Origin of the sequence: Kribbella jejuensis (genome assembly GCF_006715085.1) — a bacterium.
Lineage (GTDB): Bacteria > Actinomycetota > Actinomycetes > Propionibacteriales > Kribbellaceae > Kribbella > Kribbella jejuensis.
In genome coordinates this window covers 954,330-970,321 of sequence record NZ_VFMM01000002.1, presented here as the reverse complement: position 1 = coordinate 970,321, position 15,992 = coordinate 954,330, and the positions used below count along the sequence as shown (strand labels likewise).

At 69.1% G+C, this 15,992-nt stretch carries 16 protein-coding genes; 7 read left to right on the top strand and 9 right to left on the bottom strand.

Annotated features, from left to right (window positions below):
* The first annotated feature begins 41 nt into the window (after nt 1–41).
* Nucleotides 42–554 (top strand): GNAT family N-acetyltransferase, encoded by a 513-nt coding sequence (locus FB475_RS24630; RefSeq protein WP_141859739.1) that lies wholly within the window; start codon nt 42–44, stop codon nt 552–554.
* On the opposite strand, the gene FB475_RS24625 is transcribed toward FB475_RS24630, so the two are convergent.
* The 8 genes from FB475_RS24625 to FB475_RS24590 all read right to left on the bottom strand — a co-directional run bounded on the left by FB475_RS24625 (nt 508) and on the right by FB475_RS24590 (nt 8,178).
* Complete coding sequence (locus FB475_RS24625; protein WP_141858933.1) at nt 508–1,524, bottom strand: cation diffusion facilitator family transporter; 1,017 nt, start codon at nt 1,522–1,524, stop codon at nt 508–510. The genes FB475_RS24630 and FB475_RS24625 overlap by 47 nt on opposite strands.
* The gene (locus tag FB475_RS24620; protein WP_141858932.1) at nt 1,521–1,922 is read right to left on the bottom strand and encodes an ArsR/SmtB family transcription factor; all 402 of its coding nucleotides are present in this window, start codon (nt 1,920–1,922) and stop codon (nt 1,521–1,523) included. The genes FB475_RS24625 and FB475_RS24620 overlap by 4 nt, the downstream gene beginning before the upstream one ends.
* A gap of 42 nt (nt 1,923–1,964) precedes the next feature.
* On the bottom strand, nt 1,965–2,597 hold the full coding sequence (locus tag FB475_RS24615) for a response regulator (protein ID WP_141858931.1): 633 nt from the start codon (nt 2,595–2,597) through the stop codon (nt 1,965–1,967).
* Nucleotides 2,594–3,748, bottom strand: a complete 1,155-nt coding sequence (locus FB475_RS24610) for a sensor histidine kinase (RefSeq protein ID WP_238332387.1) — start codon at nt 3,746–3,748, stop codon at nt 2,594–2,596. The genes FB475_RS24615 and FB475_RS24610 overlap by 4 nt, the downstream gene beginning before the upstream one ends.
* A gap of 7 nt (nt 3,749–3,755) precedes the next feature.
* The gene (locus FB475_RS24605; protein WP_141858930.1) at nt 3,756–4,238 is read right to left on the bottom strand and encodes a hypothetical protein; all 483 of its coding nucleotides are present in this window, start codon (nt 4,236–4,238) and stop codon (nt 3,756–3,758) included.
* Between the two features lie 129 nt (nt 4,239–4,367).
* Nucleotides 4,368–5,966: an ABC-F family ATP-binding cassette domain-containing protein gene (locus tag FB475_RS24600; protein ID WP_141858929.1), complete on the bottom strand. Its 1,599-nt coding sequence runs from the start codon at nt 5,964–5,966 to the stop codon at nt 4,368–4,370.
* Between the two features lie 116 nt (nt 5,967–6,082).
* Nucleotides 6,083–7,492, bottom strand: coding sequence for a HAMP domain-containing sensor histidine kinase (locus FB475_RS24595; RefSeq protein WP_141858928.1), 1,410 nt, complete (start codon nt 7,490–7,492; stop codon nt 6,083–6,085).
* A 2-nt stretch (nt 7,493–7,494) separates the two neighbouring features.
* Nucleotides 7,495–8,178 (bottom strand): response regulator transcription factor, encoded by a 684-nt coding sequence (locus tag FB475_RS24590; protein WP_141858927.1) that lies wholly within the window; start codon nt 8,176–8,178, stop codon nt 7,495–7,497.
* 166 nt (nt 8,179–8,344) lie between these two features.
* Between FB475_RS24590 and FB475_RS24585 the strand changes: the two genes are divergently transcribed.
* The 6 genes from FB475_RS24585 (at nt 8,345) to FB475_RS24560 (ending at nt 15,088) form a co-directional block, all read left to right on the top strand.
* Nucleotides 8,345–10,138 carry an ABC transporter substrate-binding protein gene (locus FB475_RS24585; protein WP_141858926.1) on the top strand — a complete coding sequence of 598 codons (1,794 nt, stop codon included), beginning with the start codon at nt 8,345–8,347 and terminating at the stop codon, nt 10,136–10,138.
* Between the two features lie 4 nt (nt 10,139–10,142).
* Nucleotides 10,143–11,120 carry an ABC transporter ATP-binding protein gene (locus tag FB475_RS24580; RefSeq protein ID WP_141858925.1) on the top strand — a complete coding sequence of 326 codons (978 nt, stop codon included), beginning with the start codon at nt 10,143–10,145 and terminating at the stop codon, nt 11,118–11,120.
* Nucleotides 11,117–12,133 carry an ABC transporter ATP-binding protein gene (locus FB475_RS24575; RefSeq protein ID WP_238332386.1) on the top strand — a complete coding sequence of 339 codons (1,017 nt, stop codon included), beginning with the start codon at nt 11,117–11,119 and terminating at the stop codon, nt 12,131–12,133. Before FB475_RS24580 ends, FB475_RS24575 begins: the two co-directional genes overlap by 4 nt.
* Entirely contained in the window at nt 12,130–13,056 is a 927-nt protein-coding gene (locus FB475_RS24570) for an ABC transporter permease (protein WP_141858924.1), read from the top strand. Before FB475_RS24575 ends, FB475_RS24570 begins: the two co-directional genes overlap by 4 nt.
* Before the next feature lie 2 nt (nt 13,057–13,058).
* Nucleotides 13,059–14,018, top strand: coding sequence for an ABC transporter permease (locus tag FB475_RS24565; RefSeq protein ID WP_141858923.1), 960 nt, complete (start codon nt 13,059–13,061; stop codon nt 14,016–14,018).
* 80 nt (nt 14,019–14,098) lie between these two features.
* Nucleotides 14,099–15,088, top strand: a complete 990-nt coding sequence (locus tag FB475_RS24560) for a 2-dehydropantoate 2-reductase (RefSeq protein ID WP_141858922.1) — start codon at nt 14,099–14,101, stop codon at nt 15,086–15,088.
* Here the strand turns inward: FB475_RS24560 and FB475_RS24555 are convergent.
* Entirely contained in the window at nt 15,053–15,961 is a 909-nt protein-coding gene (locus FB475_RS24555; protein WP_141858921.1) for a GNAT family N-acetyltransferase, read from the bottom strand. The genes FB475_RS24560 and FB475_RS24555 overlap by 36 nt on opposite strands.
* Nucleotides 15,962–15,992 lie beyond the last annotated feature (31 nt).

Sequence of the window (15,992 nt, the reverse complement as noted above, 5' to 3'; positions counted from 1 at the left end):
CAGGATCGGCATTTCGACATCCCTATGCTGGAATTGTGCAGATGACGATCCGGCGCGGCGGGCTGGACGACGTGCCGGCGGTGCTGGGGTTGCTGGACGGGGCGACCGAATGGCTGGTCGCCCGCGGGCGGACCGATCAGTGGGGTACGACCCCGCACTCGACGAGCCCGCGCCGCGTCGAGCAGATCACCCGCTTCGCCGCCGACGGCGAGCTGTGGGTCGGGACGGTCGGGGGCCGGGTCGTCGGGGCGCTCGCGGTGGGCACCGCGCTCGAATACGTACCGCCGGCGGCCGAGCCCGAGCTGTACGTACGGCTGCTCGTCACCGACCGCGCTTCCGCCGGACAGAACCTCGGCGGGGCGCTGCTCGACCACGCGCGCGAACTCGCCCGCGAGAGCGGGGTACGGCTGCTGCGCGTCGACTGCTTCGCGGGCGGTGACCAGGCGCTCGTCCGGTACTACGAGCGCCAGGGCTTCACCCGGGAGACCGAATTCGCCGTACCGCGGCTCAATGAGCCGGACTGGTTGGGTCAGGTCCTGGCGCAACGGTTGTAACCGACCGGTGCACCTCCCCGTGGGCGTCACTGCAGTGCTCCTCGACCCGGCCCTCGGAGGCGTGGTCGACCTGGAGGGTGGAGTGCGTCAGGTGGTGGCGCTCGGCAAGCACCTGCTCGATCCGGATCCGGATCTGGTGGCAGTCCAGCCCCTCGGCGACCAGTACGTGCGCGGAGGCGGCCGGCTCGCCCGACGTGATCTGCCAGACGTGCAGGTCGTGCACCTCGACGACGCCGTCGAGCGCGCACAGTTCGGCGCCGAGCGCCTGCGGGTCGATCGCGGTCGGCGCCGCCTCGAGGAAGATCCGGCCGGACTCACGGACCAGTCCGATCCCCGCCTTCAGCATCAGTACGGCGACCACGAACGCCGCGATCGCGTCCGCGCGGGTGAAACCGGTGAGCAGTACGACGAGACCGGCGAGCGCGGTGGCGATGAACGCGAACAGGTCGTTCAGGATGTGCTGGAACGCGCCCTCGACATTCAGGCTCGAACGGTTCGCCTTGCTGATCAGCCAGGTCGCGAGCAGGTTCACCACGATGCCGACCAGACCCGTGATCAGGACGAGCGCGCCCTTGACCTCCGGCGGATGGATCAGCCGGTTGACCGCCTCGTACACGAAGTAGACCGCGAGCAGCAGCAGGGTGATGCCGTTCGCCTGGGCGGAGAGGATCTCGACCCGCTTGAAGCCGTAGGTGAACCCGCCGCGCGGGGGTTTCGCGGCGAGCCGGATCGCGAGCAGAGCCAGGGCGATCGCGATCGCGTCGGTGAGCATGTGCGCGGCGTCGGTGACGAGGGCCAGCGAACCGGCCGCGAGTCCGACGATCACCTCGGCGATCATGAAGCCGACGATCAGCGCGAGCGCGCCACTCAGCAGCTTCCGGTCCGCGTCGACGCTCACCGCGTGACCGTGTCCGTGACCGTGACCCGCGCCGTCGGCGGTGACGTCGGCAGCTCCGTGTCCGGCGCTCATGCGCGCGACCTTTCGGGATGGATGGCGTCGGTGTGCTCGGTGTGCGCGACGGCGAGATCCAGCAGCATGCGCACGTGCGCGTCGTCGAGCCGGTAGAAGGCGTTCCGCCCGTCCCGCCGGACGGCGACCACCCGGTGCGCGCGCAGCAGCCGGAGCGCGTGCGACGTCGCGGACTCGCTCAGCCCGGTGATCGCGGCCAGATCGCAGACGCACAGCTCCCCGTCCAGCAGCGCCACGAGCAGCTTCAACCGGCGAGGATCCCCGAGCAGCCCGAACACGTCGGCCGTGTCGACGATGTCGGTCTCCCCCGGCATTCTGGCATTGACGCTCGCCACCCGCTCCGGGTCCACCAATCGCACACTGCACGAGTCACCCTGCACATCTGCAGAACTCTTCATATATTCACCGTAGTCCATCACCCGGTGAACCGGCAACGTGTGTCAGGCGAGTCCCAGGCGGTAGGCGTAGGCGACGGCCTGGGCTCGGTCGCGGAGGTTGGCCTTGGCGAAAAGGTGGTTGATGTGGGTCTTGACCGTTGCCTCGCTGACCACCAGGTGGCGGGCGATCTCGGTGTTGGACAGGCCTTCGGCGATCAGGCGGAGTACTTCCAGTTCTCGGGGAGTCAGGCCTGAGTCGGTCACCGCCACGGGTTTCGCGGTGGTGCCTTCGATCAGGCGGCGTTGGACGTCCGCGTCGAGGATGGACTGGCCGTTGGCGGCCGCTTCGAGGGCCCGGCCGATGGATTCGGCGTCGGCGTCCTTGGTGAGGAAGCCGCGGGCGCCGGCGCGGAGTGCCGAGAGCACGGAGTCGTCGTCGCTGTACGTGGTCAGTACGACGACCTCGGTCCGCGGGTGATCCGTGCGGACGAGCCGGGTCGCCTCGACGCCGTCCATCGTCGGCATCCGCAGATCCACCAGCAGGACGTCCGGATCGTGCTCGGCCACCAGCGCGACAGCTTCCCGGCCGTCGGACGCGGCCGCGACCACGTCGATCCCGGGCAGCAACTTGAGCAACGTGACCAGCCCGTCCCGTACCACCGTCTGGTCATCCGCGACCACTACTCGCACATTCACGCCGGCACCTTCAGTTCGACCCGCCAGCCCGTGGATGTCGGGCCGGCCTCCAGTGATCCGCCGACCAGGTCGGCACGTTCGCGCATCCCGAGCAGGCCGTATCCGCCGGGCGCCGCCCGCTCGGGGCGCTTGTCCTGCTCGTCCTCCACCGTCAATCCGACCGGCGGCCCGTACGACAACCGCACCCGCACCGGCGCTCCCGGCGCATGCTTGCGGATGTTCGCCAGCGACTCCTGCACCGTCCGGTACAACGTGCTCAGCACCTCGGCCGGCAATTCCCGCTCCACCCCGTCCACCTCGAACGAAGCCGCCGCCCCACTCTCCAACCGGTACGCCGTGACCAGATCGCCGAGCGCCCGTACGTCGGGAACCGCGTCCTCCCGCAGCGCCGCCACCGCCCGCCGCGCCTCGGCGAGCCCGTCCGCGGCCAGCCCCTGCGCCCGCGTCACCTGCTCGATCGCCTCCGGTGACGCACCGTCGCGGACCAGCATCAGCCGGGCTCCTTGCAGGCTCAGCGACAACCCGGCCAGCGAATGCGCGAGTACGTCGTGCACGTCCCGGGCGATCCGCGCCCGCTCGGCCAGTGCCGCGGCCCGCTCGTGCTCCTCGATCGCCGCCTGCTTGCGGGCCAGCGAGACCTCGAGTTCCTCCAACTGCTGCTCTCGCGACCGCCGGTTGATCGCCGCGAGCGTCAGCGCGACCACCCCGAACGCGGCACCCAAGGCGGCCGGGACCGACCGCGTCGTCACGTACAGCGGCACGCTCGCCCCGGCGATGCTGATCGCAACGACCATCCACTCCACCGGCTGGGCCCGGAAGTACCGGACCGCGGCGCGGCTGGCCCAGAACGGGATCACGATCATCGCGCTGGCGGGCAACGCGTACCAGAGCGCGCATCCGGCGGCGGTGAACAGCAGCAGCCCGTAGCCGGCGCGCCCCGGCGGCGCGCCGTACCGCAAGCCGAACAGCGAAAAGTTGCCGAGCACAACCATGACGCCGAGGACGACGACCGCCCAGTACGGCAGCCGCTGGACGTCGTGACCGCGAGCGGCCACCACCACCGAGAGGATCGTGATCAGCCCGGGGACCGCACGAAGCAGCAGGCCAGGCACGGAAGAGTCCCGTACCTGGCCCGACAGCGTCCAACTCATGCTCACATCATGCCCGCTGGGTGGCCAACGGTGCGTCCATCGTCAGCGAGCGGCGGTAGACCATCGCGCTCTGCGCACCGATCGTCAGGCCGACCGTCAACGCGATCGACGCCTGGCCGACGATGCTGTGCGGCCAGAGCGCCGCGGCCGCGATCGACGTACCGATCCGGAAGGCGATGGTCAGCAGCCACAGCACCAGGGTCGCGGCGGTACCCTTCTGGAACGGCCCCTGGTCGGTGGCGGTCAGCCGGACGCTCGCGCCGCGGGCGACACCGAGGCCGATCAGGACGGCACCTTCGAGGACCAGGAACGCGAGCTCGCCGGTGGTCGCGAGGTGCAGGACCGAGGCCAGCGACAGGGCGCCGAACCCCAGCAGGATCAAGGGCATCAGGAACAGCGACTTCGGCGTGACCAGCGAGCCGGTCACCTGCCGGCTGATGACCCGCACCAGTACTACTACACCAATCAGGATTCCGATGACGGCCGACATTGTCCTGTTCCTTTCGAGGAGTGTTCTTGTTGGTCACAACACTCCTCGGATCCGGCGTCCGGGACGTCAGCCCGCAGGTGAGACCCGGGTGGATCCCGGGCCTCAACCCCAGGGTTGAGCTGCACCCTCTCAGGCCAGTGAGACCAGGTCCAGGTAGTCGTCGGACCAGAGGTCCTCGGTGGCGTCGGGCAGGATCAGCACCCGGTCCGGACGGAGCGACTCGATCGCACCCTCGTCGTGGGTGACCATCACGATCGCGCCGGGGTAGCTGCCGACCGCCCCGAGCACCTCGTCCCGCGATGCCGGGTCCAGGTTGTTGGTCGGCTCGTCCAGCAACAGCACGTTCGCGCTGGAATGGACCAGTCCGGCCAGTGCCAGGCGGGTCTTCTCGCCGCCGGACAGGACACCGGCAGGCTTGTCCACGTCGTCGCCGCTGAACAGGAACGACCCGAGGACGTTCCGCACCTCGCCGTCGGTCAGACCGGGCGCGACCGCAGCCAGGTTCTGCCGAACCGTCCCGGCCAGGTCGAGCGTGTCGTGTTCCTGGGCGAAGTACCCGAGCCGCAGACCGTGGCCGGGTACGACGCGCCCGGCGTCGGGCTGTTCGCGCCCCGCGAGCAGCCGGAGCAGCGTGGTCTTGCCGGCACCGTTCAGCCCGAGGATGACGACCCGGCTGCCGCGATCGACGGCCAGATCGACGCCGTTCAGCACCTGCAGGGCGCCGTACGACTTCTTCAGCCCGACCGCGGACAGCGGCGTACGACCGGACGGCGCCGGTGCCGGGAGCCGGATCTTCGCGACCCGGGACGCCCGGCGGACCGGCTCGAGGTCGGACAGCAACTTGTCCGCGCGCCGGGCCATGTTCCGGGCCGCGACAGCGGTGGTCGCGCCTGCCTGCATCTTCGCCGCCTGGGCGTGCAGCACCGCGGCCTTGCGTTCGGCGACCGCACGCTCGCGCTGTCGGCGGCGCTCGTCCAGCTGCAGCTGCTCCTGGTACTTCGTCCAGCCGGTGTTGTGGACGTCGATCGTCAACCGCTGCGGGTCGAGGTGGAACACCCGGTTGACCGTTGCCTTGAGCAACTCCCGGTCGTGGCTGATCACGATCAGGCCGCCGGGGTAGGACAGCAGGAACTGCCGCAGCCAGAGCACCGAGTCGGCGTCCAGGTGGTTGGTCGGCTCGTCGAGCAGCAGCGTGTCGTGCTGCGCGAACAGGATCCGGGCCAGTTCGACCCGGCGACGCTGCCCGCCGGACAGCTCCCCGATCGGCTGCTCCAGGCAACGATTGGGCAGGCCCACGCCTGCCGCGAGCCTGGCCGCCTCCGCCTCGGCCGCGTACCCGCCGCCTGCCTGAAACGCCGCCTCGGCACGGGTGTACGCCGCCATTGCGCGCTCCTGCGCCGAACCCGTGGCCGTACTCATGGCGGTCTCGGCCGCGCGCAACCGCCGTACCGCGTCGTCGAGGCCGCGGGCGGACAGGATCCGGTCGGTGACTGTGACCGCGGGATCCGCCGCGCGGGGATCCTGCGGCAGGTAGCCGATCGAGCCGGTGACGGTGATCTGCCCGGCCGCCGGCCGGGCCTCACCGGCCAGGGTCTTCAGCAGCGTGGTCTTGCCGGCGCCGTTGCGGCCGACGAGCCCGACGCGGTCGCCCGGACCGACGGTGAACGAGAGGTCGGCCAGCAGCAGCTGGGCGGCGACGCGAATATCAACACCGCGAACGGTGATCATGATGGTTACTCTCCGTGAATACTAGTGGACGCACTTCACCTGTGGGAGTGAGTGCGCCGGCTAGACACAGAGGCAAGTAGCCATGGGCCCAAGGTAACCGGGGCGGGCAACCGCCGTCAGCTGGTTTTCGCGGGCAGCTCGATCACGAACCGCGCGCCGCCGCCGGGGCGCTCGGTCACGTGGATGGTGCCGTGGTGCCACTGGACGTGCCGGGCGACGATCGCCAGCCCGAGCCCGACCCCGCGGCCGCGGCCGGAGGTCTCACCACGGCCGAAGCGTTCGAAGATCCGGGCCCGGTCCTCGACCGCGATCCCGGGACCGGCGTCGTCGACGGTGATCACCACACCGAGGCCGCCGGTCCGGACCCCGACGCCCTTGCAACCGCCCGCGTGGTCCTCGGCGTTCTCGACCAGGTTCGCGACCACGCGCTCAAGCCGTCGCTTGTCCGCCTGCAGTGTGAGGCCCTCGGCCTCGTGCTCGACCTCGGTGACCTCGCGGCCGGCGGCAGCGTCGGCCGCGGCGCGGACCAGGTCGGCGATCCGGACGATCTCCCGGCTGCCCCGGTCGCCGCCGTCGTCGCGGGAGATCTCCAGCAGGTCGATCACCAGCCGCCGGAACCGGTCCAGGTCGTCGCCGAGCAGCTCGACCGGCTCGCGGACCGCGTCCGGCAGTTCGTCGCGGTGGTTCTGGATCAGCTGCATCGAGTTCAGCATCGTCATCAACGGCGTCCGCAGTTCGTGGCTGACGTCACCGGCGAACCGGGCGTCCGCGGCGACCCGGCGTTCCAGGTCCGCCGCGGTCTGGTTGAACGACCGGGCCAGGCCGCCGAGGTCCTTGTCGTTCTCGGCCGGCAGCCGGGCGTCGAGCTTGCCGCGGGCCACCGCGTCCGCGACCCCGGCCAGTTCGGCCAGCGGCCGGAGTGCGACCGTACTGGCCAGCCGGCCGACCGCGAGGCCGATCAGCGTGGTCGCGACCGCCGCCGCGATCAGCGTGTACTTCAGTGTCCGCAGCGTCTCGTCCAGCGCGCCCAGCGGATGCCATTCGAAGAACGCGTCGCCCTTGATCCCCATAGGTACGGCGACCGCCAGCACCGGTTGCCCGCCGACCTGGATCCGGCGCTGCGAGGCCGTCCCCGCGACCGCAGCCTGGATCATGTCCGGCGGCAGGTCGGACGGCTGCCCGGTCAGCGCGTACCAGTGGTTGTCGAGGTAGAGCATCGACGCCGCGGCGTCAGTGGACGGCAGGCTGTTCAAGACCTCCATCGGGGTGACGCCGTCCTGCAGCGTCGGCGTCGGGCACTCCACGTGTTCGCGGGCCGGCTGGCACGGTTTCGGCGGGCCGTACAGCCCGAAACGGAGCGCCGCCGCGTTGTCCTCGGTGACGAACTTCGCGGACTGCTCGCGCTGTTCGGTCAGGTACTGCGAGACCACGCCCCAGGTGACCATCGCCAGTACGGCGGACAGACCGAAGGCCAGCAGTCCGTAGGCCAGCATCACCCGGCCGCGGAGGGTGACTCGTCCCAGCAAGGTCAGCTCACCAGTCGGTAGCCCAGGCCGCGGGCGGTGACAAGGTGCTTCGGGCTGGCCGGGTCGCGTTCGATCTTGAGCCGCAGCCGGCGGACGTGCACGTCGACGATCCGGCTGTCACCGAAGTACCCGTAGCCCCAGACCTTGGACAGCAACTGCTCGCGGCTCAGCACCTTGCCCTCGGCACCGGCCAGTTCGGCGAGCAGCTTGAACTCGGTGCGGGTCAGCGGCAGCGTCTGGCCGTCCCGGGTCACCTCGGCCCCCGGTACGTCGATCCGCAGGTCGCCGACCTCGAGCAGCGCGGCTTGCCGGGCGTTCCCTGGCTCGACCCGGCGCAGCAGCGCGCGGATCCGGGCCGACAACTCCTTGGCAACAAGCGGCTTCGTCACGTAGTCGTCGGCGCCGGCCTCCAACCCGGCGACCACGTCGTGGCTGTCGGTCCGGGCGGTCACCATGATCACCGGTACGTCGCTGGCGCGGCGGATCTCCCGGCAGACCGCGAAACCGTCCCGGTCCGGCAGCATCAGGTCCAGCAGCACCACGTCCGGCGGCTGCCGGCGCAGCGCGGCGAGGGCGTCGTACCCGTTGGCCGCCTCGGCGACCTCGTACCCCTCGTCCTCGAGCGCAAGCCGCAGTACCCGCCGGATCCGCGGTTCGTCGTCGACCAGCAACAGGCTGTGTGCCACGGGTCCAGTGTCGCGCACTCCGCACGGAAGCGCCGGTAACGGTTGTCATGAATCCGACATGTTCGCGCGGGGCGTGGGTGACATCTGTTTGACGGTTCGGTGACCGTGGATCCGGCCCGCTCCGGAGGTCCTAGCTTCGGCCGTAACGAGTCCCGGAGGAGGACCAATGGCCAGAAGACGGCTGGCGGCACTATCCCTTGCCGCCGTGGCGAGCATCGCGCTCGCGGCTTGCAGCAATGGCGGGAACAACCCGTCCGGATCCAGCGGCAACAACGCCGGCAGCCCGGTCACCGGCGGCACCCTGAACATGCTCGGGACCGGCGACGTCGACTACATGGACCCCAACGTCAGCTATTACTCGATCGGGTACCTGAACCTGCGGATGTGGAGCCGCCAGCTGTTCACCTATCCGGCCGATCCGGGTAGCGACAACACCAAGCCGGTGGCCGACCTGGCCACGGACACCCCGACCGCTGCCAACGGCGGGATCAGCGCCGACGGGAAGACCTACACGATCAAGATCCGCCCGGGCGCGAAGTGGAACACCTCGCCGGCCCGGCCGGTGACCGCGGCCGACATGGTCCTCGGCGTGAAGCGGACCTGCAACCCGGTCCAGCCGTTCGGCGGTATTCCGGACTTCGCGAGCCTGATCGAGGGGTACCAGACGTTCTGCGACGGCTTCGGCAAGGCGCCGAAGACGGTCGCCGGGATCAAGGCGTACATCGACAAGACGCCGCTGCCGGGCGTGGTCGCCCAGGACGCCGGCACGGTCGTGTTCCACCTCACCAAGCCGGCCACGTACTTCGTCGACATGCTGACGCTGCCGGCCTTCTCGCCGGCGCCGGTCGAGTCGCTCAACTACCTCCCGGCCAGCACCGAGCTCGGTAACCACTTCCCGTCCGACGGCCCGTACAAGGTCGACTCGTGGGTACCGACGAAGTCGATCACGTACTCGCGCAACCCGGCCTGGGACGCTGCCTCCGACCCGGTCCGCAAGGCGTACGTCGACAAGATCGTGGTGAACGAGACGGTCAGCCAGGACTCGATCCAGCAGCAGCTGCAGACCGGCACCCCGACCGCGGACATGGAGTTCGACGCCGGACCGCCGCCGTCCCAGCTGCCGGCGCTGATCGCCAAGAAGGACCCGAAGCTGAACCTCGGCCTGACCGCGTCCAGCAACCCGTACGTCATCTTCAACACGGTGTCGCCGAACAACAACAAGGCGCTCGCCAACGTGAAGGTGCGGCAGGCGCTCAGCTACGCGATCAACCGCGACCACATCCTGCAGGTGCTCGGTGGCCCGACGATCAACCCGCCGCTGACGCAGGTACTGCCGGACAACATCGTCGGCTCGAAGAAGAACGACCCGTATCCGTACAACGTCGACAAGGCCAAGCAGTTGCTCGCCGAGGCGGGCTTCCCGCACCTGACGCTGAAGTTCCTGTACCGCAACGCCTCCGAGGGCAGCAGCAAGACCTTCCAGACGATCCAGCAGGACCTGTCGAAGGCCGGCGTCACGGTCACCGGCGTACCGTCGCCGAACGCGGACTTCTACGTGAAGTACCTCCAGGTGCCGAGCGTCGCGCACCGTGGCGTCTGGGACCTGTCGCTGGCCGGCTGGGGCGCCGACTGGTACGGCAACGCGGCCCTGTCGTTCTTCAACCCGCTGTTCTCCGGTGAGCCGTCGTTCCCGCCGATCGGCAGCAACTTCGGCCTGTACAACAACCCGGCCACCAACGCCCTGATCAACCAGGCGGCCAGTGCGACCAGTCAGGACCAAGCGGCCGATCTGTGGGCGAAGGCCGACGCGCAGGTGATGACCGACGCGCCGTTCTTCCCGCTCACCAACCCGAAGAACCCGAACTACCACGCAGCGCAGGTGCACAACGCGAACTACGTACCGGCGATGCAGAACTTCGATCCGACGAACGTGTGGCTCGACAAGGACAAGCAGGGCTGACCTCATGGCACTGCTGGAAGTAAGGGACCTCAGGGTCTCCTTCGACACTCCGGACGGCACCGTCCATGCCGTCCGGGGGTTGTCGTACGACGTGGAAGCCGGCCAGACGCTCGCCGTGGTGGGCGAGTCCGGATCCGGGAAGAGCGTCTCCACCCAGACCATCACCGGGCTCACCCGCGGCGCCAAGGTGTCCGGTACGGCGTTCTTCGACGGCACCGACCTGATCACCGCGGACGAACGGACGCTGCGCGGGCTGCGCGGCGCCCGGATCGGGATGATCTTCCAGGACCCGTTGTCGAGCCTGCACCCGCAGTACCGGATCGGCTGGCAGATCGTCGAGATGATCCGTGCGCACGACCTGGAGATCAGCAAGCAGGCGGCCCGGAAGCGGGCCGCCGAACTGCTCACGCTGGTCGGCATCCCCCGGGCGGCGGAGCGGATCGACGACTATCCGCACCAGTTCTCCGGCGGGATGCGGCAACGGGTGATGATCGCGATGGCGATGGCGCTGGACCCGGCGCTGCTGATCGCGGACGAGCCGACGACCGCGCTCGACGTGACCGTGCAGGCCCAGGTGCTGAACGTGATGCGCCGGCTGCAGGAGCAGTTCGGTACCGCGATCATCCTGATCACCCACGATCTCGGGGTGGTGGCCGAGATGGCCGACGAGGTGGTGGTGATGTACGCCGGCGCCGTGATGGAACGCGCTCCGCGCCGGGACATCTTCTACCGCAACCACCACCCGTACACGCAAGGTCTGCTGGCCTCGCTGCCCGCGCGCAGCGGCGACCGGCTGACCCCGATCCCGGGGACGCCGCCCAGCCTGATCAACCTGCCGAAGGGCTGTCCGTTCGCGACCCGCTGCCCCCACGTGTTCGAGAAGTGCTCGGAGACACCACCGCTGCTCAACGTGGGCGGCGATCCGCGCCACCAGTCCGCCTGCTGGCTCCCCCACAACGTGAACGAGGCGGTCGCATCGTGAACGACGAAGTACTGCTCAAGGTCGACGACGTCCGTAAGGAATTCCCTACTCATTCGAAGGAGGTGGTGCAGGCCGTTGCCGGTGTCTCGCTCGAGGTGCACAGAGGCGAGACCCTCGGGCTGGTCGGCGAGACCGGCTGCGGGAAGTCCACGCTGGCACGGTGTATGGCCCATCTGTACGACGTGACGTCGGGCTCGGTGTGGTTCGAGGGCCAGGAGATCACCAAGCTGTCCCGCAAGGCGATGCGGCCGTTGCGCCGCGACGTCCAGGTGATCTTCCAGGACCCGTATGGCTCGCTCAACCCGCGCCGCCGGGTCGGCTCGATCATCGGTGACCCGTTCGCCATCCACAACATTGCCTCGGGCAACGAACGGAAGAAGAAGGTGCAGGAACTGATGGAGCTGGTCGGGCTGAACCCCGAGCACTACAACAGGTTCCCGGCCGAGTTCTCCGGTGGCCAGCGGCAACGGATCGGGGTGGCCCGGGCGCTCGCGCTGCGGCCGAAGCTGGTGATCTGCGACGAGCCGGTGTCGGCGCTGGACGTCTCGATTCAGGCGCAGATCATCAACCTGCTGTCGGATCTGCAGCAGGAGCTGAACCTGACCTACGTCTTCATCACCCACGACCTGTCCGTGGTCCGGCATGTCAGCGACCGGATCGCGGTGATGTACCTGGGCAAGATCGTCGAACTGGCGCCGACCGACCAGTTGTTCGGGATGACCCGGCATCCGTACACCCGGGCGTTGTTGTCCGCGCTGCCGGTGGCCGACCCGGACACCGCCGACAGCCGCGAACAGATCATCCTCGGTGGCGACATCCCGGCCGCGACGAACCCGCCGGAGGGGTGCAGGTTCCACACGCGGTGCCCGAAGGCGCGACTCGACTGCGCAGCCGAAGAACCGCCGCTGGAACCGGTGCTGGACGACACGCCCGCGCACCGCACCGCCTGTTTCTACCCGTTGACGGTGGGCGAGGACCTGTCCACCGCAGTTCCTGACTTGAAGGCATCATGACCACTGCCATCGAGCTCGTCGACGTCGTCGACGAGCCCAAGGTCATCGAAGGCCGCAGCCCGTTCTCGCTCGCGATGCGGCGGCTGCGCCGGGACAAGGTCGCGATGATCTCGCTCGTCGTGATCCTGCTGATCGTGCTGATGGCGATCCTGGCACCGCTGTTCGCCTCGATCACCGGGCATCCGCCGAACGAGCAGTACCGCGACATCGGGCTCACCCCGGACGGGTTGCCGCGCGGACCGAACGGCACGTTCTGGCTCGGGACCGACGACCTCGGCCGGGACATCCTGGTCCGGATCGCGTACGGCGCCCGGATCTCGCTGCTCGTCGGCGTGATCGCGACCGCGATCACGGTCGCGATCGGCGTCGTCCTGGGGCTGGCCGCGGGGTTCCTCGGCGGGATCGTCGACACGATCCTGGCCCGGCTGATCGACGTCGTGCTGTCGGTGCCGTTCCTGCTCGTCGCGATCGCGCTGGTGTCGGTGACCGGCCCGAGCCTGACCGTCACGGTGCTGGTGATCGGGTTCTTCAGCTGGGCCTCGGTGGCCCGGATCGTCCGCGGTCAGGTGCTGTCGATCCGCGAGCGCGAGTACGTCGAGGCAGCCCGTTCGCTCGGCGCCGGCGACGGCCGGATCATGTACGTCGACGTGCTGCCGAACGTGATCGCGCCGGTGATCGTCTACACCACGTTGCTGATCCCGGTCGTGATCGTCACCCAGGCGACACTGTCGTTCCTCGGGCTCGGCCTGCCGCCGCCAACGGCCGACTGGGGCGGGATGATCAGCGAGTCGCAGAACTACTACACGACCGCCTGGTGGTTCATCCTGTTCCCGGGTCTGGCGCTGTTGATCACCACGCTCGCCTTCAACCTGTTCGGTGACGGGGTCCGGGACGCCTTCGACCCCCGCGCGGATCGGACCTGATCATGGGTATGTTCCTGTTACGACGGATCGGCCACGGGCTGCTCGTGCTGTGGCTGATCAGCATCTCGGTGTTCCTGCTGTTCTTCGTCGCGCCGAGCAACGTCGCACAGACGCTCGCGGGCCGGCAGGGTACGCCGGAGACGATCGCGTTGATCAAGCACCGGCTGGGCCTGGATCTGCCGGTCTGGAAACAGTATCTGCACTTCCTCGGCAACGCGCTGAAGGGGAACCTCGGGTACGACTACTACCACCAGGTGCCGGTGACAACGATCATCGGGCAGGCGTTGCCGATCACGGTGTCGCTGTCGCTCGGCGCGGCCGTCCTCTGGTTGCTGCTCGGCGTCTTCAACGGCGTCGTCTCGGCGACCCACCCGCGGTCATTCGCGGACCGTGGGCTGACGTTGTTCTCGCTGTTCTTCTACTCGTTCCCGTCGTTCCTGCTCGGCCTGCTGCTGTTGTACTTCCTGTACTTCCGGCTCACGCTGGCAGGCTTCAACTGGTTCCCGGCCGGTGGGTACTCGCCGCTCACCGCGGGTGTCGGGGCGTGGTTCCAGCATCTGGTGCTGCCCTGGGTCGCGCTGGCGTTGTTGCTGGCGGCAACGTATACCCGGTTGACCCGCGGTTCGATGCTCGACGTACTCGGTGAGGACTACATCCGGACCGCCCGGTCGAAGGGTATTCGCGAAGGCCGGGTGATCTACGTGCACGGCCTGCGCAGTGCGCTGACGCCGGTCGTGACGCAGTTCGGTATCGACCTCGGTCAGCTGATCGGAGGTGTGGTGGTGACCGAGACCGTGTTCAGCCTGCCGGGGCTGGGGCAGACCGCGGTCGTCGCGATCAACCAGCAGGACCTGCCGGTGATCATCGGCATCGTCCTGTTCGCCTCGGCGGCGGTGGTGGTGGCGAACATCCTGGTCGACATCGCGTACGCCGTCCTCGATCCCCGCGTACGGCTGCACTGACTTCCAGGGGTCCTTGGTCGGGTTTCCCTCTGGTTGGCCGAAGGACGGGATGCTTCCCGTCCTTCGGTACGTTTGTCCTCATGATCGCCGTCTACGGTGCGGGTGGGGTCGGCTGCTACGTCGGCGGCCGGCTGGCAGCTACGGGTACGCCGGTGACGTTCGTCGGCCGCGCCCGGACGGCCTCCGAGGTGGCGGCGCACGGGCTGCGGCTGACCGACTATCTCGGCGCGGACCTCCGGGTGGACGACGTCCGGTTCGAGACGACACCGACCGGGGCCGCCGGCGCGGACCTCATCCTGGTGACGGTGAAGTCGGCAGCGACGGCGGTCGCGGCCGACGAGCTGGCGTCGGTGCTCAAGCCGGGTGCGGTCGTGGTGAGCTTCCAGAACGGTCTTCGGAACGCCGACGTACTCCGGGAGCGGCTGACCGAGCAGGTCGTGGTGACCGGGATGGTCCCGTTCAACGTGCTCAACCGCGGCGGCGGCGCGTTCCACCAGGGCACTGCGGGAAAGCTCGACGTACAACAGGATGCCGCGCTGGCGCCGTACGTCGGTGCCTTCGAGCAGGCGGGTCTGCCGCTGACACAGCACGACGACATCGTGCCGGTGCAGTGGTCGAAACTCCTGCTGAACCTGAACAACCCGATCAACGCGCTGTCCGATCTACCGCTGCGGGACGAGCTGTCCCAGCGCGCGTACCGGCGCTGCCTGGCCGCCGCACAGGCCGAGGCACTCGGGCTGCTCGACGCGGCCGGGATCCGTCCGGCGCAGCTGCTCGCCGTACCGATGCACCGCTTTCCTTCGGTACTGCGGTTGCCCGACTTCCTGTTCCGCCGTCTCGCGGGCAAGGTGCTGGCGGTCGACCCGCACGCCCGGACCTCGATGTGGGAGGACCTGGAGGCGGGACGGCCGACCGAGATCGACTACCTGAACGGCGAGGTCGTCCGGCTGGCTGAGTCGCTCGGCCGCGACGCACCGGTCAACCGTAAGCTGGTGGACCTGATCCGGGCGGCCGAGACCGATCGGCGCTCCTGGTCAGGAGCCGAGCTGCTCCGGGAACTGCAGCGGTAGGTTCGCGCGGACGTTGACGCTCACCGTCCGGTACGTGAAACCGAGGTGCTCGTTCAGCTGCCGCATGTTCTCGTTGCCCTCTTGGGTCCACGTGTAGATCTCGGTGATGCCGTGCTCGGCCGCCCACGCCATGCTCGTCCGCTTGAGCGTCGACGCCACACCCTTGCCGCGCCAGTCCGGACGGACAGCGGTGTAGCCGACCTCAGCACGCTCGGGCTTGTCGGTGTCGAGCCACAGCCCCGCGACGCCGATCACCTCGTCGCCGACCACCGCCAGGAACATCGACGTCGGGTCGTTGATCCACTCGGTCGCCCACTCCTCCGGCGTCACCTGCATCGGCGACGTCGTGTCGAGATCGGGCAGCGTCGGGATCGCGACCTGCTCGTAGGCCACGGCCCACAGCTCGGGGCGGTCCGCGACCGGGATCACCTCGTACTCGGGCGGCACGACCGGCCAGGGCTCGTCGGCGATCCGGCGGACCTGTTCCACCTGGCGGAGGAACTCGGTGAACCCGAACCGCTTCGCGAACGCGAGCGAACCGTCGTCGTCGATCGAACAGCCGGCGATCGTGAAGCCCTGCTGCTCGGCATGCTCGGTGAGCACCCGGAGCAGCGCGGTGCCGACGCCCCGGCGGCGGGCCTCGGGGCGGACCCGGGCGATCACCGAGGCCCGGTCGGCCTCGTTCGAGCGGTCGGAGTTTCCGTGCGCGACGACTTCGCCGTCGAGCTCGGCCAGCACCAGCAGCCGCTGCGGCGTTTCGGCCTTCCGGAGTTCGGCGACGCTCGGCGCGCGCTCGTACGGCAGGACGGCGAGGCGGACCTGGCGCCAGGCCTCGTAGTCGGCCACGGTCTCGACGGGCCTGATCCGGATCACCCAGTCATTAGGCAGTTCCGGGATCTGCGAC

Excerpts from the sequence above, each read along its gene's own strand:
- FB475_RS24570 (WP_141858924.1), top strand. The coding sequence starts at position 12,130 with ATGACCACTGCCATCGAGCTCGTCGACGTCGTCGACGAGCCCAAGGTC.
- FB475_RS24620 (WP_141858932.1), bottom strand. The coding sequence starts at position 1,922 with ATGAAGAGTTCTGCAGATGTGCAGGGTGACTCGTGCAGTGTGCGATTG.
- FB475_RS24605 (WP_141858930.1), bottom strand. The coding sequence starts at position 4,238 with ATGTCGGCCGTCATCGGAATCCTGATTGGTGTAGTAGTACTGGTGCGG.
- FB475_RS24625 (WP_141858933.1), bottom strand. The coding sequence starts at position 1,524 with ATGAGCGCCGGACACGGAGCTGCCGACGTCACCGCCGACGGCGCGGGT.
- FB475_RS24580 (WP_141858925.1), top strand. The coding sequence starts at position 10,143 with ATGGCACTGCTGGAAGTAAGGGACCTCAGGGTCTCCTTCGACACTCCG.
- FB475_RS24630 (WP_141859739.1), top strand. The coding sequence starts at position 42 with ATGACGATCCGGCGCGGCGGGCTGGACGACGTGCCGGCGGTGCTGGGG.
- FB475_RS24585 (WP_141858926.1), top strand. The coding sequence starts at position 8,345 with ATGGCCAGAAGACGGCTGGCGGCACTATCCCTTGCCGCCGTGGCGAGC.
- FB475_RS24565 (WP_141858923.1), top strand. The coding sequence starts at position 13,059 with ATGGGTATGTTCCTGTTACGACGGATCGGCCACGGGCTGCTCGTGCTG.
- FB475_RS24600 (WP_141858929.1), bottom strand. The coding sequence starts at position 5,966 with ATGATCACCGTTCGCGGTGTTGATATTCGCGTCGCCGCCCAGCTGCTG.
- FB475_RS24560 (WP_141858922.1), top strand. The coding sequence starts at position 14,099 with ATGATCGCCGTCTACGGTGCGGGTGGGGTCGGCTGCTACGTCGGCGGC.
- FB475_RS24610 (WP_238332387.1), bottom strand. The coding sequence starts at position 3,748 with ATGAGTTGGACGCTGTCGGGCCAGGTACGGGACTCTTCCGTGCCTGGC.